The sequence below is a fragment of the Ruthenibacterium sp. genome, assembly GCF_017421385.1.
Taxonomy (GTDB): domain Bacteria; phylum Bacillota; class Clostridia; order Oscillospirales; family Ruminococcaceae; genus Ruthenibacterium; species Ruthenibacterium lactatiformans.
On sequence record NZ_JAFOIN010000077.1, the window covers coordinates 33,755 to 58,931 of the forward strand.

Sequence of the window (25,177 nt, forward strand, 5' to 3'; positions counted from 1 at the left end):
CTGTGTAAAATGCCGATTCTTGCGCGCAAAGTTTGGATAAGATGGAGAAAGCTGAAAAAATGGTTGACGGAAGACTGGAAAAGGATTATTATGTTGTCATAACAACAAGGCGGCCAACAACATCCTACAGGCGGCCTTGCAGCGCCCGGCGGCGGAATGCCTGCCGGGAGGGAAAGAGGTGCCTTTGGTGAAAGCGGTACCCAGGTACTTGCAGATTATCAATTATTATCAGGGAATGATCGACGCGGGCAAGCTGTCGGAGGGGCAGCAGATGCCCACGGAAGAGGCCATCGGCGCGCTGTTCAGCGTGAGCCGCATCACGGTGCGCCAGGCTTTGGACGGCCTGGCACAGGCGGGATATATTTACAAAGTGCAGGGAAAGGGCAGCTTTGTCGCATCCAAGAAGGCGGGAATGCAGCTCAATCATCTGATCGGCTTCAGCGACGAGATGCGCAGTCTGGGGCTGGAGCCGTCCACCATCCTTGTGGAACAGAGCCTGATGCTGCCCACGGAGGCAGTGGCAAAGGCGCTGAACATCGACGTCACCCAGAAGATCTATTTCCTAACGCGCATCCGCTGCGCGGACGGCGTCCCCATGGCTGTGGAGAAGGTCCATATGCCCTTTTACCGTTTCGCGGGCATTGAAACGCAGGATCTGAGCAAATCTTTGTACGCGCTGCTCAAGGAGCAATACGGCTGCGAATGCAGCAAGGCGGTGCAGAGCATCCAGGCCGGAGCGGCCAGCTCCCATGATGCGAAGCTGCTGAAAATCAAAACAGGAATGCCGGTGCTGTGCATCTCCCGCACTACGTACGGTATGGATGGCGCGCCCTTTGAGTATGTGGATTCTATTTACCGCGGGGATAAATATATCTTTAACGTCACTCTGGAAAAGTAAACTTTCGCTGGGCCTGCCCCGCCTGCGGCTGGGCTGTGCCCGCGAAAAATTTTTTGAACGGTATTGTTATAACAACATGACAACTTGTCTTGTTGCAGCTTAAATCAAATGAGGAAGGGCAGAGGTTCATGACGGAAAAAAGTAGATCAGAGCGCGGCGGACGGCGCAGGTTCAACCTGAAACGGCGCGAGGCCTGCACGGGCTGGCTGTTTGTCTCACCGGCGCTCATCGGGTTCAGCATTTTCACCTTCGGTTCTATCCTGTATTCGCTGTACTTATCCTTCACCGATTACAACCTGCTCAGCAAGCCGAACTGGCTGGGCCTGCAGAACTACGTCAAGGCGTTCACGGACGACCAGTACTTTTACCCGTATTTCGGCAATACGTTCTATTTTGTCGTTGCGCTGGTGCCCATCGTGCTGGTGGTGTCGCTGCTGCTGGCCATCCTCATCAACAAAAAGGCGGGCAGGCTGACAAAGGGCTACCGTGTAGCGCTGTTCCTGCCCAGCATCACGTCCACCGTCGCGGTGAGCATGGTGTGGCTGTGGATCTTCAACCCGGACATGGGCATCCTGAACAACATTCTCACTGCCATCGGCCTGAATGATGTGCCGCTGTGGCTGGGCGACCCGGCCTGGAGCAAGCCCGCGCTCGTTATCATGCGCGTGTGGCAGATGAGCGGTTATTATATGCTGATGTTCCTTGCCGGGCTGCAGACCATCCCGGAGACATTGTACGAAGCCGCGGATGTGGACGGCGCCACAGGATGGCAGAAATTTATCCGCATTACGGTGCCGATGCTCTCCAATACAACGTTTGTGGTAGCCATCCTGCTGGTGATCGAGGCGTTCAACATGTTTGAATCCATTTTCGTAATGACGCAGGGCGGGCCGCTCGGCTCCACCAGCACCATCATGTACTATATCTATGAGCAGGGCTTTACCAACTACAACATGGGCTATGCATCGGCGCTGGCGTGGATATTCTTTGCCATTATCATGGTGGTGACGCTGATCCAATACCGCTTCCGCCATGAACAGGGGGGTGAATGAGCATGAAAAAACCGCAGCTTGGCATGTCCGCGCGCAAGACCGTGGGCAACACCGTATACCACATCTTCATGGTCACCCTCAGCGTCATCATGATCTATCCTTTCGTCTGGTCGCTGCTCTCCTCTTTCAAATCCTCGGAGCAGCTTTACGGCGGTAATCCGCTGGACCTGTGGCCCAGGCCGTTTACGATGGAGAACTACGAGCGCCTGTTCCAGGTGCTGCCCTTTGATAAGTTTACGGTCAATTCGGTGTTTTTGTCCGTCGCGATGCCTCTTTGTATGATCGCGGTCGCCTCTCTCACGGCATATGCGCTCACGCGGCTGGAGTTCCGCGGCAGGAACATTTTGTTTCTTGCGTTCATCGCCACGATGATGATCCCCAGCCACGTCACCCTCATCCCCAACTATAAGATCGTTGTGGATATGAAGCTCATCAATACATATGCGGCGCTGTTCCTGACGAATATGTTCACGGGCGCCAATGCGTTCAACATTTTTTTCTTCCGCCAGTTTTTCCTCAGTATTCCCAAGGACTTGGAAAACGCCGCCATCATCGACGGCTGTACGCGGCTGGGCGTGTTTTTCCGCATCGTGCTGCCAAATGCGAAGCCGGCCATTGCCACGACGGCCATCCTGTCGTTCCGCAGTGTGTGGAACGCGTTCCTGTGGCCGATGCTGGTGATCAACGACTACGACAAGCTGACGCTGACCGTGGGCCTGAAATACCTGAAGGAGTGGGAACCCAACTGGGCCGTGCTTCTGGCGGGCGCGTCCCTCAGCATCGTGCCCATCGTCATTGTGTTCCTCATCTTCCAAAAGCAGTTCATGGCCTCTACCATGAATTCGGGCTTTGGCGGTAAATGATGTCTCTTTTCGGAATGAACGGCGCGCCGCGCCGTGACATATCAAATCATACAATGGAGGATCAACATGAAAAAGTTAATTAGCAAAGTTCTGTCACTTGTTCTTGCACTGGCGTTTGTGTTTTCGCTGGCCGCCTGCGGCGGTGCGCCGTCCTCGGCGCCCGCTGCGTCCGGCAGCGCTCCGGCTTCCGGCTCCGAGCCCGCGGCCCCGGCCGACCCCACCACACTGAAGGTCTATACCTGGTGGGACGTGACGAAGTTTGAACATTTGCAGAAGATGCAGCAGGATTTTGAAGCGGCGAATCCGGATATCAAGCTGGAATTCGTTACCATTCCCAGCAAATACGCCGATACAATGGTCACAAAGCTGGCCGGCGGCGAGATCCCCGACGTGATGATGCTGGCCATGGACCAGGTGCCCCGCTATGCGCTGAACGGTATGCTGCTTCCGCTGGACGATTTGGCCAGCCAGGAGTATAAGGACGCTCTGTACCCCGTGGTGAAGGACGCCCTGACCGTGAACGGCACCATGTATGCCGCGGCCCGCGACGTTACCCCGAAGGTCATGTATCTCAATACCAAGATGTTTGAAGACGCCGGCATCGAGATCCCGGCCGATACCTGGACGATGGACGAGTTCGTCGAGATCGCCAAGCAGCTCACCAAGGGCAGCGGCGCGGACGCCCAGTGGGGTTATTACTGGAAAAATTATACCGACCAGACCTTCGCCATGATCGCGGCGTTCGGCGGTGAGCTGTACAGTGAGGACGGCAAGGCGAGCGTGCTTTCCACCGACGAAAACACCCAGAAGGCCGTTCAGTTCATGTATGACCTGTACAATACCTACAAGGTGTGTCCGTCGGCCACGCAGGCCGCGCAGTTCGGCGACAGCGAGTTCGCCCCCTTTATGGCCAATAAGGTGGCCATGCAGATCGGCGCGCTTTCCACCGCCTCTACGTTTGACGCAAACGGCACTGAGTATACCGTGCTGCCCATGCCCTATGTGGACGGCGTCAGCAAAACGTCCTCGTTTGTGAACACCTGGGTCATTCCCAAGACCGCCAGAAATCCCGAGCTTTCCTGGCGCGTGGTGGAGTTCCTCTCCGGCAAGGAGGGCCAGCAGATCGCTTTGGATATGAACTACGGCCTGCCTGCCTCCACGATGGTGGATACCACGGAATTCGAGGCGAAAACGCCGTACAACAAGTATTTCGTACAGGCCCTGGAGACGGCCGTGCCGTATCCCACGAACCTGAACGGCTCGGAGTTCCAGAATATGTTCCAGAAGGAATGCGAGTCCCTGTGGGCCGGCGCCGTCTCGCCGGAGGAGTTTGCACAGCGCGTGGATGAACAGGCGGCTCCGATTTTGAGCAAATAAAGCAATGGGGGAAAGGGCGGCGGTTTCCGCCGCCCTTTTTCAGGAAGGAAGGTCAAGGATGACCGCAAAACAATTGCCGGACGATACATATTTGGATAAAATATATACGATGCTGGCACAGATCGAGCAGGAGGAAGGCGCGGCCATGGACGCAGCCGCCCGCGCGGCGTATGCGTCCATAGACGGCGGCGGCCTGCTGCACGTGTTTTCCACGGGCCATTCCCACATGATCGTGGAGGAGATGTTCTACCGCAGCGGAGGGCTCGTACCGGTGAATCCCATCCTCTCGGACGAGCTGATGCTTCATACCGGTGCGATCACCAGCACACATATGGAGCGCATGCCCGGCAAAGCGGCCGAGGTGCTGGGCAAGGCGGGGCTGCGCGCGGGCGACACGATCCTCATTTCCTCCAATACGGGCATCAACACGGTGCCGGTGGAAGCGGCTTTGTACGCAAAGGAACGGGGGCTGACGGTGGTGTGCGTTACCTCGAAGAAAATATCCCGCACGCTTGCCTCCCGCGCGCCGGAGGGAAAGCGCCTGTATGAAGTGAGCGATATCGTCATTGACAACCATGCGCCCAGAGGCGACGGTTTGCTCACGATCCCCGGCACCCAGCAGATCACAGGCGGCGCGTCCACCTTCGGAAGCCTGTTCATCGCGCAGCGCATCGTACTGAAGATCGAAAACCTGTATCTTGCGCAGGGGCGGATGCCGCCGGTCCTGTGCAGCGCCAATCTGCCCGGCGGCGACGAATACAATACCAGCGCGGTGGCGGCGTATCAGGGCCGTATCAAAGCGCTGTGCTGAGGATGAGGTGAACGGTTTGTATCTGGTGTGCGACGGCGGGGGAACAAAGACGGATTTCCTGCTGTTTGAAAAAACAGGACGTGTGCGGGGCCGCGCGCAGGGCGCAGGCGCGAACGCAAATTTTGTGCCTCCGGCCGAAGCGGCGCATACCGTCTATGCGGGCGTTATGGAATGTCTGGCGCAGGCGGGGGCCGCGCCCGCGCAGGTGCGGGAATTCGTGTTGTTCATCCCCGGCTTCCGGCCCGCGCTGCCGGAACTGGAGACTCTTTTGGGGAGCGGGAACGTCCGGCAGCTGGGCGATGAAAAGAACGCTTTTTATGCGGCGCTGGGCGCGCCCTGCGGCATCGCCGTGCTCAGCGGTACAGGCTCTTTTGCCACTGGGCGGGACAAAGCGGGACGCACGGCCACAGCGGGCGGCTGGGGCCCGCTGTTCAGCGACGAAGGCAGCGGATATCATATAGGCGTTTTGTGCCTGTCGCGTCTGGCGCTGCTGCACGACACGCATGTGACCGGCACGCTTCTGGAAAAAAACGTGCTGGAAATGCTGGGCCTGCCGGATGTTCTGTCCATTCGCGACGCGGCATACCGGCCCGATTTTACGCGCAGGCATGTGGCGCGGCTGAGCTATGCTGTGGAACGGTCGGCCCGGGAGGGGGATGCAAATGCATGCGCGGTGCTGGATGAAGCGGCCTGTGCGCTGGCGCGCCTGGCTGCGACGGTGGCCGGGCAGCTGGACGCGGACGGCCTGCCTGTGGCGCTCACGGGCGGCGTGGCGCGCATGGGAGAGCTGTTCACCGGACGCTTCCGCCGGGCGCTGGAACATCTGGTGCCCCAGTGCGTATACCAGCCGGCAAAGTACAGCCCGGTGGTGGGCGCGGCGCTTTGTGTGTTGAGCGAGAGCGCGGGCGTGGATATCACGGCACCCGGCGTCGCGGAAAATCTGATGAAAGAAAAGATGGGTGAAGCACATGTTGATGGATGAATATTTCGGTGCAATGAAGGGCGTTCTGGAAAAGGTGGAGCAGACCCAGCGGGAGGCCGTGCTGGAGGCTTCGGCAGAGATCGCGGAGCGCCTTGCCCGCGGCGGCGCGTGGCATATTATGGACACCGGCCATATGCTGATGTTTGAGGGCGTGGGCCGAACAGGCGGCATGATGGCGGTAAAGCCCATCCGCATCACCTGCGAGATACAGAACCCGGTGCGGCACCGGCCCGCGCCTGCGCGGGGCATCGTGGGCTACGACACCATTCCCGGCTTTGCCGATTACGTGCTGGGCCGTGCTAACGTGCTGCCGGACGACGTTATTATGATCGGCTCCGTTTCCGGTTACCAGTATTTTCCCGTGGATCTGGCGCTGAAGGCGAATGAAATGGGCTGCGCGACCGTGGCTGTCACATCGGTGGAATATTCGGGGCATCTTACCAGCAAGCACCCCAGCGGCAAGCGCCTGTTTGAGGCATGCACCTACTGTCTGGACAACTGCACCAATTACGGCGACACGCTGGTGGATGTGCCGGCGCTGGGCCAGCGCATCTGCCCGGCCAGCGGCATCAGCGCCAGCTACCTGATGTGGGCGGTGCAGAGCACGGTGGTGGAGAAACTGCTGGAAAAGGGCCTTAAGCCCAGTGTGTATATCTCGAACCATATGCCGGACGCGGCGCGCATCAACGGCGAGGCATTGGAAAATTATGAAAAATACGGTTTTTGAGGGGCCTGTCATGGAACTGAAAACAAACGCTTTCCGCGCCCGGTTTGCGCCGGAGGCAAACAATTTCGTCAGCCTTGTAAACCTTGCGACAGGGGACGATTATATCAAAGCCGCGCCCCGCGGCCCTCTGGTGGAGCTGTACGCGCTGGCGGACGGAGAAAAGAAAAAGCTGCTGCCCGGCGTACCGGGGATGAGTGCAGGAGCAGGCTTTCTGGAGATATCCTATACGGAGTTCGGCGGTCTGCCCATTGGTATGACTGTGCGCTGTACGGCGGAAAACGACCGTCTGTGCATCCGTGCCCGGATGGAGAACCACAGTGCGGCGGATGTTGTGGAGGTACTGATGCCGCACATCGGCGGCGTCTATCTGGGCGAGGACTACGCCGATGACGCCATCATCTACCCGCATCACGCGGGCGAGCGCACGCGCAACCCGGTAATGGGCTACGGTGTGAATAAAAAAGATTTCTGGCGCGCCAGCAGCGTTGCGTTCGGGGACATCTACCGCCGCGAGATCAACTACTGCGGCCTTGCGTCCATGAGCTGGATGTACTATTACGACGCCGAAAACGGCCTGTACATCGGCAGCCATGACGCGCGCTTCCCCGTGACGGGCGTCATAGCCGAAACAAGCGGAAGCGCCGAAGATCCGTGGATGGCCTTTGGCTTTCGCAAGCATTACCGCGTCCGTCCCGGGGAAAGCTATGAAACAGGGGAATATATTCTGGCCGTCACCACGAAGGACTGGCATTACGGCGCGCAGCTTTACCGCGCGTATATCGCGCCCTATTTGGATTTCGACCACAATCCGGCGTTTTTGGCGGACGAATGCGCGCTCAACCAATGCTACAATTTCAAGCGCACAGGCAATATCGAGCATACGTTCCGTGATATCCCGCAGATGTACGAAGAGGGCGCGGCCTGGGGCGTGCGCCACATGTTTCTGGCAAGCTGGAACCGTACGGGCTTCGACTCGTTCTACCCGGAATATTATCCGGACATGGAGCTGGGAAGCGCGATGGAATTCCGGCGCGGGCTGGAATACGTGCGGGAGCACGGCGGGTTTTCCACGCTGTACATCAACGCACGGATTTTTGACGTGAAGTCGGATTTCCACAAGACCGTGGGCGAAAAAATGGCCGTCCGCAACGAAAAGGGCGAGCCGTACCGCGAGACCTACGGGCCGGAGCATTTCACGGTGAACTGCCCGTCCGACACACTCTGGCGGGATTACCTGCTGGACACTGCGGAATTCTGCGTCAAAGCCTACGGCTGTGACGGCATTTACCTGGACCAGCTGGCTTCTGCAGAGCCTTTCGCATGCTACTGTGCGGAACACAGCCACGAAAATATCGGTGAATTCAACAACGGCTATGTGTATGTGCTGCGCGAGCTGCTGCGCCGTCTGCGAAAGCACAACCCCAATGCGTATATCATGACAGAGAACTGCGGCGATATCTATGGCAGCTATACCTGGGGCAACCTGACCTGGAACGGCGCGGAATATGATGAATATTACAATGTGTTCAAATATACGTTCCCGGAATTCGTGCAGGTGAATATGGTGAACCCCCGCGGCTGGGAGACGGAAGATCGCGACCAGCGCCTGTGGTTCTACCGCGATATGCACCGTGCCGTTACATTGGGCAGCGTGCTGTGGATGGGCATTACCACCCGCATGCGTCCGCAGGACGGCGAATATCATATCTATGGCAGGAAGATGGCGCGGTTCCGCAGGGAACTGCAGCCGCTGCTCAAGGAAGCGCGCTTTTTGGACGACGCCTGGCTGGCGCCTGTGCCGGACTTCTGCTATGCGGCCTGCTGGCAGCTTGCGGACGGGCGCGGAATGGTGCTGGCGGCCAATGACACCGGCGCGCCCTGCATGCTGACGGTGCACGGCACGGCTGCGGACGGAGCCTGTACAGTGAAAGCCCCGGACGGGGATGCGCCCGGTGTACGGCGGGACGGGGATGCTCTGCTGCTGGCTTTGCAGCCGGGACAGATATGCGGCGTCCTGTTCGACCGGTGAGAATGTTTCATCTGTACTCGTTCCGGCGGCGGGAAGATATACAAGGCTCCCATTTCCGGCATGTGCCGGGCAACGGGAGCCTTTTCGTCTGTGAGAGGAGCTGAATGGATTGTCTTTTACCGGAAATATGCCTGCGACACTTTTTTGGGAATGCCTGCTGCGTATTTTTCTGGCCGCGCTGTGCGGGCTTGTGATCGGCTTTGAGCGCAAAGCCCGCCTGAAGGAAGCGGGCGTACGCACGCATCTGATCGTAGCGTTGGGCGCGGCGCTTATCACCATCGTTTCCAAATACGGTTTTTTTGACCTTGCACTGTTTGCCGAGGGCATCAAGGCAGATCCCACGCGTATTGCGGCCCAGATCGTGAGCGGGGTCGGCTTTCTGGGCGCGGGAATGATATTCATGCGGCACAGGACGCTTACCGGCCTTACAACGGCTGCGGGCATCTGGACGACGGCAGGCATCGGGATGGCGGTGGGCTGCGGGCTTTACGCGGTGTCTCTTTTTTCCACGGCGCTCGTCGTTCTTACGCAGCTGATGCTGCACCGGGATTACCGCTGGACGCGCGCGCCCGGATGTACGGCTGTGTGCCTGCGCACGCAGCCGGGCCCGTCCGGTCTGCGGCAGGCGCTGGCGGCCCTGGATGAGATGCAGGTGCAGGTGATAAACCTGGAGGCGAGCCACAAGCGCAGCGGCGTGCATTACGAGCTTTTTGTGCGGCTGCCGCCCGGCCTTGTGCAGGAGCGCCTGGGCGCGCAATTGGCGGCACTGGAAGAAGTTACCTACGTGGATATATGAAAGGAGAGGCTGCGCATGCGTATGACCGTATATGGAAATAACGCCACCTGCCCGGAGGCGGACGGCGCTTGCTCCTGTTTTTTGATCGAGGCGGACGGCGGAAGGATATTGCTCGATATGGGGAACGGGAGCCTTGCCAAGCTGCAGAAAGACGTCGATCTCGCCGCGCTTGACCTGATCGCCATCAGCCATCTGCATTTTGATCATTTCGGAGACCTGTTCTGCGCGAAATATCAGCTCGAGTCCCGGCGGGCCTGCGGCGAGGCCATCCCCAGGATACCTCTGCTCACGCCGCGCCTTCCGGCGTGGGCACGGGCCGAGCTGTGCACCAACGATGTGTTTGAGCCGCATGTTATTGAGGACGGGCTGCAGTTCCGGATGGGAGACGCGGCGCTGGAGTTTATCGGCACGGTGCATCTGGTCGAATCCTATGGCGTTCGGTTGAAGGCGGAGGGAAGGACGCTGGCCTATTCGGGCGACGCGGGCGTGTGTCCGCAGCTTGCGCGCGTCGCCGCAGGCGCGGACCTGTTTTTGTGCGAGGCGACGCTGACGCAAGGGCCGTGTGCGGAAGAGGGACATCATCTGCGCGCCGCCACGGCGGGACGTCTGGCTGCGGAAAACGGAGCAAAGCGCCTGCTGTTGACGCACTACCATACACCGCAGGCGCAGACTGTCCTGCGGGAGGCCCGCGCATGCTTTGAACGCACAGAACTGACAGCCATAGGCAAAACCTGGGAGGTGGATTAAAGGGGACGGCCGCGTGTACGGCCTCGAATTGAAAAACGTTCTGCTTGTCCGGTGCACAGGCGTATGATAAAATAGAAACAGCCTTTGGGTTGTGTGGACCGGGCGGTCCGCGTAGACGTTTTATGGCTTTGCGGTACAAAGCTGCAAGAGCAGGAACGGGGAGGGACACGCATGGCGCGGAAAAGATGCGTACTTCGATGGGGCGCCGCCGTGGGACTGTACTGGGCCGCCTGTGCGGCCCACGTTTGGCGAACAGGCGGTCTTTTGGCACTGGGGCTGGCGTGGAATATGCTGTTGGCGCTGCTGCCGCTGTGTTTTGCCTGCGCTGCCGGGCGCTGCCGCCTTTGGGCGGGACGTGCGGCGCTCGCTGTGCTGTGGCTGCTGTTTTTACCCAACACATTTTACATGCTCACGGATCTGATCCATACACCGCAAAAGATGGAATGGGTAAACGCGGCGGATTGGACGGTGCGCCACAGCGAAAACGTGTCCGACTGGCTGCTGACGCTTCTGCTGGGCACGGGCGCCGTGCTGGCGGTGCTGCTGGGCCTGGAGGCCATGCGCGTATTCCGTGTATGTTGCTGCGTCCATTGGCCGCGGCCCGCGGTATGGGCCTGTGGCGGGACGGTGCTGTTGCTGTGCGGCTTCGGAATGTACATCGGGCGTTTTTTGCGGCTGAACAGCTGGGATATATTGCATCCGCTGGCGCTGCTGCGGCGCGTTTGGGCTTCAATGGACACGTTTCAGCTGCAAGTTACCCTGCTGTCTGCAGGAGCGGTTTTTTTGCTGTGGCTTGCATACGGTGCGCTGCGGCCTGTGGACGGGGAGAAGCAGGAGAATAAGGAATCAGATGCATTGTCAACTTAGAATTAAAAATGAGTTGACAATGCGTTTTTTTCGTTTATAATAAATCCAGACACCTTTTCTGCAGAAAGAAGTGTACCGGACAATGACAACCAAAGAACGAATTTTGGCGCTGCTGGAGGAGAACCGCGGCACGCCGCTCTCCGGCGAGGTGCTGGCGGAAGAGCTGGGCGTTTCCCGTACGGCGGTATGGAAGGCCATCAAGGATCTGCAAAAGGCCGGGCATGCCATCGCCGCCGCGCAGAACAGAGGCTATACGCTGGATACGGACAGCGAGGTGCTGTCCGAGCAGGGCGTGCGGCTGTTTTTGCGGAACAAATCGCTCAACCTTGTGGTGGCACAGGAGCTGGAATCCACCAATCTCACGGCAAAGCAGATGGCTGCCGCGGGCGCGCCGCACGGCACGCTGGTGGTGGCGGATTCCCAGACCGCGGGCCGCGGGCGGAGGGGGCGCAGCTTTGCGTCGCCGCCGGGCACGGGGCTCTACCTCTCAATGGTGCTGCGCAGTGCGCTGCCCATGCAGAGCGCGGTGCTTGTCACCAGCGCCGCAGCGGTGGCGGTGTGCCGTGCCGTGGAGCGCGCGGCGGGCAAGCGGCTGGACATCAAGTGGGTGAACGACCTGTTTTACCGGGGCAAAAAGTGCTGCGGCATCCTGACGGAGGCGGCGGCGGACGTGGAAACCGGCGGCGTAGACTATCTGGTGGTGGGCATCGGGCTGAATCTGCTTCCGCCGGAGGGCGGCTGGCCGGAGGAACTGGCAGAGATCGCTGCGTCCATTTTCACCCCCGGTGAGCACGTGGGGCGCTGCCGCATTGCTGCGGCCATTGCGGATGAGCTTCTGGCCCTTTGCACCGCGCTGCCGGATACGTCTTTCATGGCGGAATACCGCGCGCGCAACCTGGTGCCCGGCCGGGACGTGGACGTCATTCAAAACGGCGAACGCCGGCCGGCCCATGCCCTTGCCATCACCGACGACGGGCATCTGCTGGTGCGTCTGCCCGGCGGCGGGCAGGAGGAGCTTTCGTTCGGGGAAGTCAGCATCCGGTTTCAATAAAGCCGGGCCGCAGCGGCACGGTGAAAAATGAAACTGCCGTTCCGCGGCCGGCACATGCCTTGTGCCCGCCGCGCGGTATTGCGGAAAAAGAGGGAATGACATGAAACGGAAAATTGCGACAAAGGACCTTGTTTTGACCGCGCTGTTTGCGGCGCTTACCGCTGTGCTGGCGCAGATCCAGCTTCCCATCGGCCCGGTGCCGTTCAACCTTGCGGTGTTCGGCGCGTTTTTGGCGGGCATGCTGCTTGAGCCTGCATGGGCCGCGGCCTCCATGGGGGTATACATGCTTCTGGGCGCGGTGGGAATCCCCGTGTTCGCGGGTTTTATGGGCGGCCCTGCGGTGCTTTTGGGCAAGACGGGCGGTTATGTGATCGGATACATTTTCATTGCTCTGGCCACAGCGCTGGCCGTCAAACGTTCGGGCAAGCTGCCTGTGATCGGGGCCGCAATGCTGGCGGGGCTGCTCGTCTGTTACGGGTTCGGCACTGCGTGGTTCATGGCCGTCACCGGGGCGGATCTTGTTTCGGCGCTGGGCTGGTGCGTGCTGCCGTTCATTGTGCCGGACGTGTGCAAGGGCGTGCTTGCGTGTGTTCTGGGCCGCCTGCTGGCGGGCCGTCTGGCAAAAGCGGGCGTAGCGTAAGGGCCCTGCGGGAAGCAAAATTCCGAAACCGGATAGACCAAGCGGAGCCGCATATCCTGTCAGGATATGCGGCTCCGCTTTTGCGTCTTGTGCTTCGTATTCGGCGGCTCAATGCTTTTTGCGCCGCCCGGCAGGGGAAACGGAGGAGGGGGCGCCGCTGTTTTCCTCTGTTTTAGAAGGCGGCACGCTTTGCGCAGGCGCCGGCTCTTTTGGTTCCGCCTGCGCGGCTGTTTCAGACGGAGAAGCGGCGGCTGCGGCCGCTTTATCGGAAAAGGCCGCAGCTTCGCCGTACGGGGAACAGCCGTCCGTACCGTCCGGCCTGCCGGAGGCGTGTGCGTTTTCCACTGCGCCGGACGTGCCTGCGGGTGCTTTTGGCACAGGCGCGGTGTCCGGGATGCCGGTGGAGACGCCGCACGGTTCCGGTGTTTCCGGCGCTGCGGCGCACGCCCCGCAGGCCTTGTTCGCATCCGCACCGGATACGTCTGCGGGCGTACAGGGCAGTGCATCCGGCTCCGCCGCATGCTCCGTATCTCCGCCGTCGTTTTCGCCGCAGGTCTCCGCTGTTCCGAACACCTCCATCCTGGCGGCAGGCGCGGCGCCATTTCCCGCGGCCGCGCTGCCCGGAAAGGTGAGCGTCACGGTGAACGTGTCGCCCTGTACGCCGACCTCCAGCCCGCCGCCGAAATTCTGCATGAAAGACTGCGCGATGGAAAGCCCCAGGCCGCTGCCTTCGGTGGTGCGGCTGGCGTCTCCCCGCACAAAGCGCTGGAGCACGTCGTTCGGGGCGAAGTTCATTTCGTAGGACGCGGTGTTCGTCAGCGTCAGGCGGGTGGCGATGTCGCCCCGGGAGACCTCCAGATAAATGCGCGTGCCCACCAGCGAATAGCGCAGCGCATTGTCCAGGATGTTTTGCAGCACGCGGTACAGCTTGCCGCTGTCCGCCCGCACGATGGCGCTCTCCGGCATTGTCGCCTTTACCGGAACGCCTGTATGCCGGATGGAGTCGTTCATATCACCCAATGTCTGGCGCACGGCCATTACAAGGTCCAGCGGTTCGATGGCCAGCGCTTCGCTGCCGCTGGTGGCCTTGGCCAGCGTGAACAGGTCCGCCACAGTGGTGGCCAGCCGTTCGGACTTCTGCCGCAGGATGAGCACATAGTCCCGTGTCCCGGCGGGCAGGTCGTCCTGCTTTTCCAGAAGGTCCAGATAGCCGATGATGCTTGTGAGGGGCGTTTTCAGGTCGTGGGAGACATTTGTGATGAGGTCCAGCTTCATGCGTTCGCTTTTCATCTGGGCAGCCACGCTTTCCTGCAGATGGGCGCCGATGTCCGATACGGCCTTGGAAGCAGCGTACAGGCTGCTGTCCTCGGGAACGCAGACAGGCGCGGGGTCGCCCTTTGCGGCAATATCAAGCTGGCGCAGAAGTGCGTCGAAGCTCTGTGCGTCCCGATAAGAGCGCCATACAAGATATCCGGCGCCTGTCGTCACCACAAAAATGGCGAACATGGCGAAGGCGGTATAGCGCCCTGAGCCGAACCAACGCGCATTGCCTACGCCCAGAAGCTGATTGCTGAGAATGAGATAGGAAAGCACCACAAGCCCGGCCATGACTCCGCACACCCACAAAATACGATAGACCCACGCACGCCCGGCGGGATAATGGACGTTGAGATGGTTCTCGCCCGTGAGGATGCTCCGCAGCGCGCGCCCGGCAAAGCGCGCCGCCCGGCAAAGCGTTGGCCAGACGCGGGCCAGCAGGCTGTCGGCGATGAGACGCCCGGCCTTCCATTTGCGCGCCAGCGCCAAAAGGCACAGCAGCATCACGCCGCCGCCCGCGGTGCCGATGCCCGCGATGACCACATCCACAGCGCCCAGAGACAGCCCGAGCGCCATTCCCAGCAGAGGCGTGAACAGGATCACCGCAGCCAGCACCTCGGTGGGCAGCGCGCCGGATTCTCCTAAAAAAATGTCATCCGAGCCCTGTACGCGCCCGGTGCGCACGAACAGGAACACCGTGCAGCCAATGCACACCGCACAGCTCAGCAGCAAAAGCAGTATCCCCATTGCGCCGGAAAAATTCGGGCATATCACAAATGCCAGCACAGGGTTCGTCGCCAATACCAGCGCAAACGCCGCCATCTGCCCAAACGACGCTTTATTGCGCCTTTTCCATCTTGTATCCAAGTCCCCACACCACCTTCAGATATTTGGGATTTTTCGGGTTGATCTCGATTTTTTCGCGGATGCGGCGAATGTGTACCATCACGGTGTTTTCCACGCTGAAGCCAGGCTCGTTCCACACCCGTTCGTAGATCTCCTCCGCGTTGTAAACGCGGCCGGGGTTCTGCATCAGCAGCGCTACGATGCGGTATTCCGTGGCCGTCAGACGCACGGGCGCGCCGTCCACGGTCAGCTGCTTTTCGTCCAGGTCCAGCGAAAGGCCGCCCAGCGTCACCACATTTTCCCGGGCGGGCGCGCCCGCCAGCGTGCCCAGCGCCAGATAGCGGCGCAGCATTGCTTTCACGCGGGCCACCAGCTCCATGGGATTGTAGGGCTTGGTGATGTAATCGTCCGCGCCGATGGCCAGCCCCGCGATCTTATCGGCGTCCTCGGTCTTGGCGCTCAGCAGCAGGATGGGCACGTTCTTTTCCTTGCGGATCTGCATGGTGGCGGAAAGGCCGTCCATGCGCGGCATCATCACGTCCAAAATCATCAGCTGCACATCGTGGGTGTGCAGCGCGTCCAATGCCTCCAGTCCGTCGTAGGCGCGCAGCACGGTGTAGCCCTCCAGCTCCAGCAGCGCCGCAATGGCTCCTACGATCTCACGGTCGTCGTCCACGACAAGAATTTTTGTCTGTTCCATATCCGCATCCTCCCGTTGCTTGTATGATACCGCCCGATTATAAATTCCGGCAGGGGAAAACCCTTACGATTTCCTTAAAAATACGCCTTGTCACAAAAACACCGCCCATCGCAGGATAGGCGGTGTTTTCGCAGTTATTCTGCCGGCGCGGAAGCCGGGTCCGTGGTTGCGCTTTCCGAGGCGGAACCGCTCTGTGCGGGTGCCACGCTCTCGGGCAGAGCCGAGGCCACATTGTCCATCACCTGGTCCTGCGGGGCAACAGGCGCCTGCGCTCCACCGGAAGAGACGGAACCCGTCTGGCTCTCTGCTTTCATCTCGCTTTCGGTAATGGCTGTCAGGTAATACGCGTCGCCGCTTCTCGTAAAGATATAATCCATATATTTCGCCGGTTCCAGCTTGGTGGGGTCGAACACGATCTCGCCGCTGCCGTACAGGTCCAGATAGCCGACGGTCACGCGCTTGGTGCTGCCTTCGCGCCGGATCTGCATCACGCGCGGCGAATAGTTGCCGTTCACGCTGGTGATGGGCAGCAGGTAGGCGTTCTTTTCCGGCACATACTGGAACGTCAGCCCGTTGTCGGTGAAGGTCTCGTAATTGAAATGAAAATCCGGCCCGTACAGCGAGGCCACGGCGCGGTCGATATCCAGTGTGGGCAGGTACATCGCGCCCACCTCGTCGCGCTCGTAGGTGTCCAGACTGTCGCTGTTTTGCTGGATAACGGACCAGATGGCCGCGTCCAGCAGGCGCGCGCGGTTTGCGCTTTCCAGTGAATCAAAAGGCTCCGGGTCCAGCGAGACAAGCGTTTGCAGCCGCAGCTCGAATTCCTCTTTTTCCTCGGTGTCGTCGAACAGGCTGGCTGTCAGGCGCACGCCGCCGGAAATGACGCTTGCCAGCCCAATGACGACCAGGACACACACCACCGCGCCCAGCACCTGCCGCAGCCTGCGGCGGCGGCGCAGCGCGTGGCGCGCCTTTTCGGCTTCGTTTGAAGTTGCCATATCGGTACTCTCCTTGTTGAAAGCGGGGCGTTCAGCGCACTTGTCCGTTGCCCCGGATGATATATTTGTAGCTGGTCAGCTCGGCCAGGCCCATCGGCCCGCGCGCGCCCAGCTTCTGCGTGGAAATGCCCATTTCACAGCCCAGCCCAAATTCGCCGCCGTCCGTAAAGCGCGTGGAGGCGTTCACATATACGGCGGCCGAATCCACGGCTGCGCAGAATGCGTCCGCCGCGGCGGCGTCTTCGGTGACGATGGCCTCGCTGTGGCCCGTGGAGTGGGCCGCGATGTGCGCCGCCGCGTCCTGCACGCTGTCCACGACCTTTACGGCCAGAATGTAATCCAGAAATTCGGTGTCGAAATCCTCCGGCCCGGCGGGCGTGCCGGGAATGACGGCCGCGGCGCGGGGGCAGAGCCGAAGCTCCACCTGTTTACCGGCCAGACGCGCGGCCAACGCGGGCAGGAACGCTTCTGCAACGTCCCGGTGAACCAGGCAAACCTCGGCGGCGTTGCACACGGACGGACGGCTCGTTTTCGCGTTGTATACGATGTCCAGGGCTTTTTGCAGGTCGGCCGCGGCATCCACATAAATATGGCAGATACCCGTGCCTGTTTCGATGCAGGGCACCTTGGCGCTGTCCACGCAGGCGCGGATGAGGCCCTTGCCGCCCCGGGGGATCAGCAGGTCCACAAAGCCGCGGGCCTCCATCAGGTGGGCGGCACTGGCGCGGGAGGTATCCTCCACCAGATTCACCAGCGTGCCGGGCGCTCCGCAGTGCTCCAGCCCCGCGCGCAGCGCGGCGACAACGGCTGTATTGGAGCGGATGGACTCCTTGCCGCCGCGCAGGACGCATACGTTGCCGCTCTTCAGGCAGAGCGCGGCGGCGTCCGCCGTCACATTGGGGCGGCTCTCGTAGATAATGGCAATCACGCCCATGGGCACGCGAACCTTGCGGATGACGAGCCCGTTGGACCGGGCTGTCTCGCTGAGGAGCTCGCCCACCGGGTCCGGCAGTGCGGCGACGGCGCGCATGCCCTCGGCCATGCTTTCCACGCGCGCGGGCGAGAGAGAGAGACGGTCGATCATGACAGGGGCGATCACGCCGCGCGCGGCCTCCACATCCGCGGCGTTGGCCGCGAGGATATTATCGGCGTGGTCCAGCAAAGCCTGGGCCATGGCCTCCAGCAGACGGTTTTTCTCAGCGGTGGAAAGTGCGGCCGCGGCCGGTTTTACGGCGCGGGCGGCGCAAAGCAGATCGGCGGTGGTCATGTCGGTTTCCTCCTTTAAAACGGGACGTTCAATGGGCGCGGCGCGTCAGGCCTGGGCATTCCCCAGAAAGCGTGTGCCCACCGGCTTTCCCTCAACGATGTCGTACAGGCAAAGCGGGTCCGCGCCGTTGGCAATGACCATGGGGATGCCCTGCTGTGTCACACGGCGCGCGGCGCGCAGCTTCGTCACCATGCCGCCCGTGCCCTGGCCGGAGCCCGCGCCCCCCGCCAGCGCCTCAATGTCCGGCGTGATGGCGGCGACCTCACGGATGAGCACCGCGTTCGGGTCTTTGTGCGGGTCGGCGGTGTACAGGCCCTCGATGTCGCTGAGCAGCACCAACAGGTCCGCTTCAACGCTGACGGCCACAATGGAGGCCAGCGTATCGTTGTCGCCCAGGGTGGAGACCTCTGCAATCTCAGCTGTGGAAACCGTGTCGTTTTCGTTGATGACAGGAATGGCGCCCAGCTGCAGCAGGCGCTGGAGCGTCGTTTCCACGTTGTGGCGGCGCATTTTGTCCTCGATGTCCGCCGCCGTGAGCAGCACCTGCGCCACGGTGTGGTTGTATTCGGTAAACAGCTTGTCGTAGGTGTACATCAGCTCGCATTGGCCCACGGCCGCGGCGGCCTGCTTGGTGGCCATGTCCGAGGGGCGCGCCCCGAGCTGCAGCTTGCCCACGCCCATGCCGATGGCGCCCGAGGAAACCAGCACGATCTGGTGCCCGGCATTCTGCAGGTCCGCCAATGTTTTGCACAGTGTTTCCACCAGGCGGATGTTCAGACATCCGGTTTTGTGGGCAAGCGTGGAAGTGCCCACCTTTACGACAACTCGCATCAAAAAAAGCCCCCAACCCATTCATACTTTCCCCAGCACGGGCCGAATCTACCCGCGCGCACAGCCGTGCTGCCGCGTAAGCGCACAGGGTGTGCCCAGCCGCGGCAGCGGCGGTTTTGGGGTTATTATAGCATAAAAAAAACCGGAAAGCAAAAAATCCTTTGACGGAGGGCGGAATACTTATTATAATGAGCTGTAAGCGGCAGCAAGGCAGCTTATGCATTATAAAAGTAATGTAGAAAGAAGTGTCCGCCATGCGTCGGATGAACATGAACACGGCAGGAGCGGCGCGCATTGGCGCCGCCGGTTTTATGAACGGACAAAGAGCGGGACGGGATGCGCCGCTGTACGGCGGCCCGCCCCATGAAGGAGAATTATGACGGAAGAACCAATCAAAGTAGTATTGTTTGCCGCGGACTGCGGCGGATATGACATTGAGCGCAGCATGGAAGAGCTGGCCGCCCTGGCACAGGCAAACGGCATGGAAGCCGTGGCGGAGGTGGTGCAGAAGCGTGAAACGCCGGAGGCGGCCACATTTTTGGGCGAAGGCCGCCTGGCCGAGGGCCGTATGCTGTGCATCAACCTGGGCGCGGAGTGCGCCGTGTTCGACGCCGAGCTGTCCGGCAGCCAGATCCGAAATCTGGAGGAGCTGCTGGAGGTGCAGGTCATAGACCGCACCATGCTGATTTTGGAGATATTCGCAAGCCGGGCCGTGACGAATGAAGGCAAACTGCAAACGGAGCTTGCCACGCTGCAGTACCGTCTGCCCCGTCTGGCGGGCCTTGGCGCCAGCCTGTCCCGTCAGGGCGGCGGCGGGGGCGGCGGCGCAGGCGCCCGCCGCGGCGCGGGCGAAAGCAAGCTGGAATACGACCGCCGCCATGTGCGCCGCCGCATCGACGCGCTGCGCGAACGCCTGGAAGAGCTGGAGCGCCGCCGTGCCGAAACGCGCAAGAGCCGCGAAAAGAGCGGTGTGCCCGTGGTGGCGCTGGTAGGGTATACCAATGTGGGGAAATCCAGCCTGCTGAACCGCCTTTGCGGCGCGCAGGTGCTGGAGGCTGACATGCTGTTTGCCACGCTGGACCCGACAGCCCGCCGTCTGTCGCTGCCCTCGGGGCTGGCCTGTGTGGCTGTAGACACCGTGGGCTTTGTAAGCCGGCTGCCGCACAATCTGGTGCAGGCGTTCAAAAGCACGCTGGAGGAGGCCGCCTTTGCGGACGTGATTCTGAAAGTATGCGACGCTTCGGACCCGGAGGCTGCCGCGCAGCTAGCCGTGACGGACGACGTGCTGGGCGAGCTGGGCTGTGGAGATATCCCGCAGATCGTTGTGTACAATAAATGTGACCGTGTGGAGAACGCGGCGCTGTTCGATACTTCGGCCGTGCGCACCAGCGCGGTGACGGGCGAGGGGCTGGACGCGCTGCTGGCACGCCTGGACGCCGCGTTGGCGGGCCGCGTGCGGCGCATCGCGGTGCTGCTGCCCTATGATAAACTGGGAGAGGCTACGCCCATGCGGGAGAATGGCACTGTCCTGACAGAGGAGTACCGTCCCGAAGGCGTGTATCTGGAAGGCATTGTCAAAACGATGGATCTGCACCGTTTTACACCGTATCTGGTCTGAGGCGGATAAAACGGCCCGCGCCGCCGGAAAGGGGCGCGGGCCGCAATTTTTATATACAAAGCAAAAAGCGCTGCTTGGCGGCAGCGCTTTTTGCATAGAGGGGTGGGAAAGTATAAATAAGTTTGGTGTAATCAAATTCAGTAGCTTTAGTATACTCCTTTTGCTTTATTTGTCAAAAGAAGAAAGCGGAAAAATGCTTAATAAAAACATTTACAAACGAAAAAATTCATTATATAATTAAGAAAACTGCGAAAGTGGATTCAAAATATTTATTTTGTAACTTTTCTTTGAAAAACAGCTTTAAAACATTAAGATTTTACCATTGGAGGCTTGTCCCGCATGGATGAACTGGACCGCAAAATACTGCGCCTGCTGTCGGCCGATGGCCGCATGACGGTAAAGGATATCGCCCGCCAGGTATCGCTGACAAGCCCGGCTGTGAGCGAGCGCATCCGCCGTATGGAAAAGACGGGCGTGATCGCAGGCTACACCGTAGTGCTGGGCGACGCCGAGCCGAAAAGCCATATCGACGCGCTGATCAGTATTTCCGTCGCTCCGGCCGACAGGCAGTATTTCATCACGATGGTGGAAAATCAGCCCGGCGTGGCGCAATGCTTTCATGTTACGGGCAGCCACAGCTTTATTGTGAAGGTGAGCTGCGCGGGCATCCATGAGCTGGAGCATCTTATCAACCGTTTTCAGAAGCTGGGGCAGACGAGCACCCAGATCATTTTATCCGCGCCGGTGGACCGGCGCTTTACTTTGGATGTGCATGAGCACGGAAAGGACCCGGTATGATCTGCGAGAAATGCGGCGAACCCATTGCGCAGGACGCGCTGTATTGTGAAAATTGCGGGGCGCGCGCGGCGCTGCAGGCGGACGCGGCGCAGAACGCGGCGCAGGCGCGTTCCGCGTCTGCGCGGAAAAGCATGCCTTTGGACGAAGGCGGAAGCCCGGAACAGGAAAATCCGGCGTCGGAGGATGCTGCCCGGCCCGGGCGGAAGCGCCGCCGCGCAAAGCGTGAAAAAATGCCGCCTGCCGACCCTCCCATCCCGCCGGAAGATATGATTCCCCTGACAACAGGGCAATGTGTGGGTATCCTGCTGGCCCTCTGCGTGCCGGTGCTCAACCTTGTTCTGATGCTGAAATGGGCTTATGCGGCCCAGGGCAACGAGAGCCGACGGAGCCTGGCGCGTGCGGGACTGATCCTCACGGGCGTGTGTATCGGGGCATCCATCGTGGTGCTGGCGGCCGTTACCTTTGCGGTGTCCATGGGGCTGGTATCTGTGGGCGGTGTGGTTTGAGCATGCTGCGCGCGGGAGAAAAGGAGCATTCTGAAGAATGATTGTACGAAATGAAAAAGAAACCGACCACAGGCATGTGGAAGAGCTCATAAGAAAAGCGTTTTACAACCTTTATGTGCCTGGCTGCACCGAGCATTATCTGGCGCGGGTCATGCGCGGCCACGAGGACTTTATTCCGGAGCTGGACCTGGTGCTGGAACTGGACGGCCGGGTGATCGGCAGCATTCTGTACACAAAGGCGAAGCTTTCCGACGCGGCGGGGAAGGAAAAAGAAATCCTCACGTTCGGCCCTGTCTGCATCGCGCCGGAATATCAGCGGATGGGCTATGGCAGGCAGCTTATGGAAACGTCTTTTGAAAAAGCGGCCGCGCTGGGCTATGACGTTATTGTTATTTTCGGCAGCCCGGCGAACTATGTGGCCCGAGGCTTTAAAAGCTGCAAAAAGTTCAACGTCTGCGCGGATAACGGACGTTACCCCGCGGCCATGCTGGTGAAGGAGCTTGTTCCCGGCGCGCTGGATGGGCGCAAATGGGTCTATCGCGATAGCCCTGTGATGGCGTTTTCAGAGGAAGAAGCCCAAAGGTATGACGATACTTTGGAAAAGTTGGAGAAAAAATGGCAGCCCTCGCAGGAGGAATTTTATATTTTATCCCATTCCTTTGTCGAATAGGACAGAGCATATGCCGCCGGATGCGTGCAGGCTGAGGAGGCGTTTCGCTGCGTTGAACGAGGCATAAGTGAAAGAGTATTCCGGAAGAATGGGGTGACGACTGCGCCCGCAGGCGCGTGAGGCTCCGTTCGTAAAGCAGTTGGGCGGAAAAGCAAAGTTTTTTGACAAATTGAAACGCCGGAACGGCCCGCAGACCGTTCCGGCGTTTTTCTGTTTCAGATGCTGCGGCGCGTCCGCGCTTAAAACGCGATGTCATCCTCGGCGTCATCCGCCTCGTCCGCTGCGGCGGTTTCTTCCGCCGCAGGTTCCTCATGGCTGAAATCCTCACTGAACAGGAGCTGCTCATATTCATCCAGCTCGGCCTCGCGGCGGCGCAGATACATATAAGCGGCAGTCAGCGCGCCGGCAATGGCAGCGAAGAACACCAAAATGGCTGCAAAAGTCGATTTTTTCATGGTGATAACGTCCTCCTTTTGGGGGCGCAGGGCTTCCCGCACCCGTTTTTCTATTTTTTTGCCGGTGCGGCAGGCCTCTCCCGCGGCCAGAGCGGTTTGGGCCGCCCCAAGTGCAAGCCTCGTCAGTTTTGACGCCAGAAAAAGTCCCATCCGCACCCTCCTGCACACCGATTTTCACTTACGCTTATTATATCCGCTTTCCGGCCGGTTTACAAGTATTTTTTCAACACCGGACGGTATGCCTTGAACGCGCCCGGCAGTGTATACACTCCGTCCACTTCCGCGCGCCCGGCCCAGACGCAGCCCGGCGGAGGCGCGCAGCTTTGCGCGGCGCAGGCAAACCCGTCCATCTCCCACACAAGATGGCTGAACACATGCCGGGCGGGCGTCAAAGGCTCCACGGCGCGGGCTGTGACGCCGAGCGCCGCCAGTGCCTGCTCTGTTTGTATGGCGCTGCGCGCGCCCTCCAGCAGCACGGGCTGCCACAGCCCCGCCAGAAGCCCCTTCTGCGGGCGCTGCTGCAGCAGGACGCGCCGGTTTTCCATATCCAGCACCAGCGCCACGGTCCAATGCTGCGTTCTTTTTGCAGCGGGCGGCGCCTTTACGGGCAGTGTCTCCTGCACGCCCAGGGCGCGGGCCGCACACAGCCCGCGCAAGGGACATTCGCTGCACAGGGGCGCGCCGCCCGGCAGGCACGCCAATGCCCCCAGCTCCATCAGCGCCTGGTTGTAGTCGCCGGGGCGTTCCGGCGGCTGCAGCTCCATCACGCGGGCTGTCAGGTCTTTTTTTACGTCAGGCCTGGTCACATCGCGCCCATCGTTCAGGATACGGGCGAACACCCGCAGTACGTTGCCGTCCACGGCGGGCACGGGCAGACCAAAGCTGATGGAGGCGATGGCGCCCGCCGTATATGCGCCTACGCCCGGCAGCTTCAGCAGCGCGTCATAATCGGCGGGCAGCGCGCCCCCGTGCTGCTCCATTACGATCTGCGCGGCCTTTTGCAGATTCCGCACACGGCTGTAATAGCCCAGGCCCTCCCATAGTTTGTGCAGGCGCTCGGGGTCGCAGGCGGCAAGGTCGGCCACTGTGGGCAGCTCGGCCATGAAACGTTCAAAGTAAGGCAGCGCGGCCGAGACTCTCGTTTGCTGCAGCATGATCTCGCTTACCCAAACGCGGTAGGGCGTGGAGACCGTGCGAAACGGCAGAGTGCGTTTGTTCTGTTCATACCACCGCAGCAGCGGCGGCGCGATATCGGGAAGTGTCATTGCCAGTCTCTCCAGTGCTCGGCCAGCCAGCGGGCCACGCCGTTTTCCGTGTTGGCGCCGATGACGCGTGTAGCGGCGGCGCGCGCTTCGGGCACGGCGTTGGCCACGGCGCAGCTCTCCGCGGAGATGCGGAACATCGGCACGTCATTGATGTTGTCCCCAAAGCTGACGATGCGCCGCGCGCCCGTCATCTCCACCACGCGGGCCAGTGCGCTGGCCTTGGTGCAGCCTTCGGGATAGATTTCCAGCAGGCAGCCGCCGCTGCCGTATTCGTCGGAATAATAGTAGCAGATAAGCCCGGGAATGGCCGAAAAAATATCGTAAAACGCGCGGGCTTCCTCTGCGCCGGGCAGCGCAAGAAGGAACATCAGCGTGTCGCCGCCCGCAAGCGCTTCGGGATAGTGTTCCACCTGCACAAAGGTCTTATACGGCGAATGGATGCGGCTGGAAACGAACGACCGCTCAAAATCGCAGGCGAATTCTTTGTAATACACATACAAATGGCCGCCTTTGACGCTGTAAGCAAGCGCCTCCTGGCCCGTGCGCTCCAGCACCGCGCACACGGCGGCGGCCGTTTCCCGCGCCAGCGGCGTGGCGGCAAGGCAGCGCGTGTGCGCAACATCGTAAATCATCGTACCCGTCATCAGCACAGCGGGCGTGCGAAGGCCCAGCGGCCGCAGCAGCTCCACCACCGTGGCGGGGCTGCGGGCCGTGGCCACGGCAAGCTGAAGCCCTTCGTCCAGCATAGGGCGCAGCAATGCCGCGCTTTCCTGTGAAATGCGCGCGTCTGCGCCCAGCAGCGTGCCGTCCAGATCCGTCACAAACAGGGTGGACAAGCCGCCCGCCCCCCTTTCTTCAGCAATTTTTCCTGTTCTGCCATATTTCCGAGCTCGCACTTCGGGTACCGCTCGTGTTCACTAAGAAACATGGTATCTATGCCGCCAGGCTCATGCTTCGCCTGCGGCTTGCATTCGCCAACCGGACATATTATACCATGATGCCGCGAAGCGGCCCCAACAAAACCGCGCCTGCCGCGGTTTTGCATGGTTCAATGTTCTCAAAGCCC

General features: G+C 60.6%; 25 protein-coding genes. 17 read left to right on the top strand and 8 right to left on the bottom strand.

The features are described 5' to 3' along the window. Positions 1-178 precede the first annotated feature (178 nt). The 13 genes from IIY41_RS08360 to IIY41_RS08420 all read left to right on the top strand — a co-directional run bounded on the left by IIY41_RS08360 (position 179) and on the right by IIY41_RS08420 (position 12,840). A complete protein-coding gene (locus IIY41_RS08360) occupies positions 179-898 on the top strand; it encodes a GntR family transcriptional regulator (RefSeq protein ID WP_009324935.1) in 720 nt (239 codons plus the stop codon). A 128-nt stretch (positions 899-1,026) separates the two neighbouring features. Beyond that, positions 1,027-1,950: a carbohydrate ABC transporter permease gene (locus IIY41_RS08365; protein ID WP_009324934.1), complete on the top strand. Its 924-nt coding sequence runs from the start codon at positions 1,027-1,029 to the stop codon at positions 1,948-1,950. Next, positions 1,947-2,813: a carbohydrate ABC transporter permease gene (locus IIY41_RS08370; RefSeq protein ID WP_243134002.1), complete on the top strand. Its 867-nt coding sequence runs from the start codon at positions 1,947-1,949 to the stop codon at positions 2,811-2,813. Before IIY41_RS08365 ends, IIY41_RS08370 begins: the two co-directional genes overlap by 4 nt. 66 nt (positions 2,814-2,879) lie before the next feature. Continuing rightward, the gene (locus IIY41_RS08375; protein ID WP_205491424.1) at positions 2,880-4,190 is read left to right on the top strand and encodes an ABC transporter substrate-binding protein; all 1,311 of its coding nucleotides are present in this window, start codon (positions 2,880-2,882) and stop codon (positions 4,188-4,190) included. 58 nt (positions 4,191-4,248) lie between these two features. After that, complete coding sequence (locus tag IIY41_RS08380; protein WP_009324931.1) at positions 4,249-5,001, top strand: SIS domain-containing protein; 753 nt, start codon at positions 4,249-4,251, stop codon at positions 4,999-5,001. Positions 5,002-5,008: 7 nt separating this feature from the next. Further along, the gene (locus IIY41_RS08385) at positions 5,009-5,983 is read left to right on the top strand and encodes an N-acetylglucosamine kinase (RefSeq protein WP_157257808.1); all 975 of its coding nucleotides are present in this window, start codon (positions 5,009-5,011) and stop codon (positions 5,981-5,983) included. Then, on the top strand, positions 5,970-6,710 hold the full coding sequence (locus IIY41_RS08390) for a sugar isomerase domain-containing protein (protein WP_009324929.1): 741 nt from the start codon (positions 5,970-5,972) through the stop codon (positions 6,708-6,710). The genes IIY41_RS08385 and IIY41_RS08390 overlap by 14 nt, the downstream gene beginning before the upstream one ends. Before the next feature lie 10 nt (positions 6,711-6,720). Next, positions 6,721-8,739 (top strand): DUF6259 domain-containing protein, encoded by a 2,019-nt coding sequence (locus IIY41_RS08395; protein WP_009324928.1) that lies wholly within the window; start codon positions 6,721-6,723, stop codon positions 8,737-8,739. 109 nt (positions 8,740-8,848) lie between these two features. Beyond that, complete coding sequence (locus tag IIY41_RS08400; protein ID WP_117472489.1) at positions 8,849-9,535, top strand: MgtC/SapB family protein; 687 nt, start codon at positions 8,849-8,851, stop codon at positions 9,533-9,535. Positions 9,536-9,550: 15 nt separating this feature from the next. Then, entirely contained in the window at positions 9,551-10,282 is a 732-nt protein-coding gene (locus IIY41_RS08405; protein ID WP_009324923.1) for an MBL fold metallo-hydrolase, read from the top strand. Between the two features lie 171 nt (positions 10,283-10,453). Beyond that, positions 10,454-11,149: a DUF1361 domain-containing protein gene (locus tag IIY41_RS08410; protein ID WP_009324921.1), complete on the top strand. Its 696-nt coding sequence runs from the start codon at positions 10,454-10,456 to the stop codon at positions 11,147-11,149. Between the two features lie 82 nt (positions 11,150-11,231). Beyond that, positions 11,232-12,200, top strand: coding sequence for a biotin--[acetyl-CoA-carboxylase] ligase (locus IIY41_RS08415; RefSeq protein ID WP_055081262.1), 969 nt, complete (start codon positions 11,232-11,234; stop codon positions 12,198-12,200). A 100-nt stretch (positions 12,201-12,300) separates the two neighbouring features. Further along, positions 12,301-12,840 carry a biotin transporter BioY gene (locus tag IIY41_RS08420; protein WP_009324918.1) on the top strand — a complete coding sequence of 180 codons (540 nt, stop codon included), beginning with the start codon at positions 12,301-12,303 and terminating at the stop codon, positions 12,838-12,840. A 108-nt stretch (positions 12,841-12,948) separates the two neighbouring features. On the opposite strand, the gene IIY41_RS08425 is transcribed toward IIY41_RS08420, so the two are convergent. The 5 genes from IIY41_RS08425 to proB form a co-directional block, all read right to left on the bottom strand. Continuing rightward, positions 12,949-15,024 carry a sensor histidine kinase gene (locus IIY41_RS08425; RefSeq protein ID WP_287400362.1) on the bottom strand — a complete coding sequence of 692 codons (2,076 nt, stop codon included), beginning with the start codon at positions 15,022-15,024 and terminating at the stop codon, positions 12,949-12,951. Further along, positions 14,996-15,703 carry a response regulator transcription factor gene (locus IIY41_RS08430; RefSeq protein ID WP_009324914.1) on the bottom strand — a complete coding sequence of 236 codons (708 nt, stop codon included), beginning with the start codon at positions 15,701-15,703 and terminating at the stop codon, positions 14,996-14,998. The genes IIY41_RS08425 and IIY41_RS08430 overlap by 29 nt, the downstream gene beginning before the upstream one ends. A gap of 134 nt (positions 15,704-15,837) precedes the next feature. Beyond that, positions 15,838-16,701 carry a hypothetical protein gene (locus IIY41_RS08435; RefSeq protein WP_009324912.1) on the bottom strand — a complete coding sequence of 288 codons (864 nt, stop codon included), beginning with the start codon at positions 16,699-16,701 and terminating at the stop codon, positions 15,838-15,840. Positions 16,702-16,732: 31 nt separating this feature from the next. Beyond that, positions 16,733-17,968 (bottom strand): glutamate-5-semialdehyde dehydrogenase, encoded by a 1,236-nt coding sequence (locus tag IIY41_RS08440; RefSeq protein WP_050005024.1) that lies wholly within the window; start codon positions 17,966-17,968, stop codon positions 16,733-16,735. A gap of 45 nt (positions 17,969-18,013) precedes the next feature. Then, complete coding sequence (proB, locus tag IIY41_RS08445) at positions 18,014-18,799, bottom strand: glutamate 5-kinase (protein ID WP_055081636.1); 786 nt, start codon at positions 18,797-18,799, stop codon at positions 18,014-18,016. A gap of 376 nt (positions 18,800-19,175) precedes the next feature. On the opposite strand from proB, the gene hflX reads away from it, so the two are divergent. From hflX to IIY41_RS08465, 4 genes are all read left to right on the top strand, one after another. Next, positions 19,176-20,417, top strand: coding sequence for a GTPase HflX (gene hflX, locus IIY41_RS08450; RefSeq protein ID WP_058722772.1), 1,242 nt, complete (start codon positions 19,176-19,178; stop codon positions 20,415-20,417). Positions 20,418-20,756: 339 nt separating this feature from the next. Then, positions 20,757-21,215 (top strand): Lrp/AsnC family transcriptional regulator, encoded by a 459-nt coding sequence (locus tag IIY41_RS08455; RefSeq protein ID WP_009324904.1) that lies wholly within the window; start codon positions 20,757-20,759, stop codon positions 21,213-21,215. Further along, on the top strand, positions 21,212-21,721 hold the full coding sequence (locus IIY41_RS08460) for a zinc-ribbon domain-containing protein (RefSeq protein ID WP_058722771.1): 510 nt from the start codon (positions 21,212-21,214) through the stop codon (positions 21,719-21,721). The genes IIY41_RS08455 and IIY41_RS08460 overlap by 4 nt, the downstream gene beginning before the upstream one ends. A 37-nt stretch (positions 21,722-21,758) precedes the next feature. Continuing rightward, positions 21,759-22,391, top strand: coding sequence for a GNAT family N-acetyltransferase (locus IIY41_RS08465; RefSeq protein WP_058722770.1), 633 nt, complete (start codon positions 21,759-21,761; stop codon positions 22,389-22,391). Positions 22,392-22,630: 239 nt separating this feature from the next. Here IIY41_RS08465 and IIY41_RS08470 read toward each other — a convergent pair whose 3' ends face one another. From IIY41_RS08470 to IIY41_RS08480, 3 genes are read right to left on the bottom strand one after another with little or no spacing between them, the layout of a single operon-like run. Then, positions 22,631-22,996: a hypothetical protein gene (locus IIY41_RS08470; RefSeq protein ID WP_244139649.1), complete on the bottom strand. Its 366-nt coding sequence runs from the start codon at positions 22,994-22,996 to the stop codon at positions 22,631-22,633. Positions 22,997-23,055: 59 nt separating this feature from the next. Further along, positions 23,056-24,111: an A/G-specific adenine glycosylase gene (gene mutY / locus IIY41_RS08475; protein ID WP_287400366.1), complete on the bottom strand. Its 1,056-nt coding sequence runs from the start codon at positions 24,109-24,111 to the stop codon at positions 23,056-23,058. Further along, positions 24,108-24,947 (bottom strand): HAD hydrolase family protein, encoded by an 840-nt coding sequence (locus IIY41_RS08480; RefSeq protein WP_165858874.1) that lies wholly within the window; start codon positions 24,945-24,947, stop codon positions 24,108-24,110. Before IIY41_RS08480 ends, mutY begins: the two co-directional genes overlap by 4 nt. Positions 24,948-25,177: the final 230 nt, after the last annotated feature.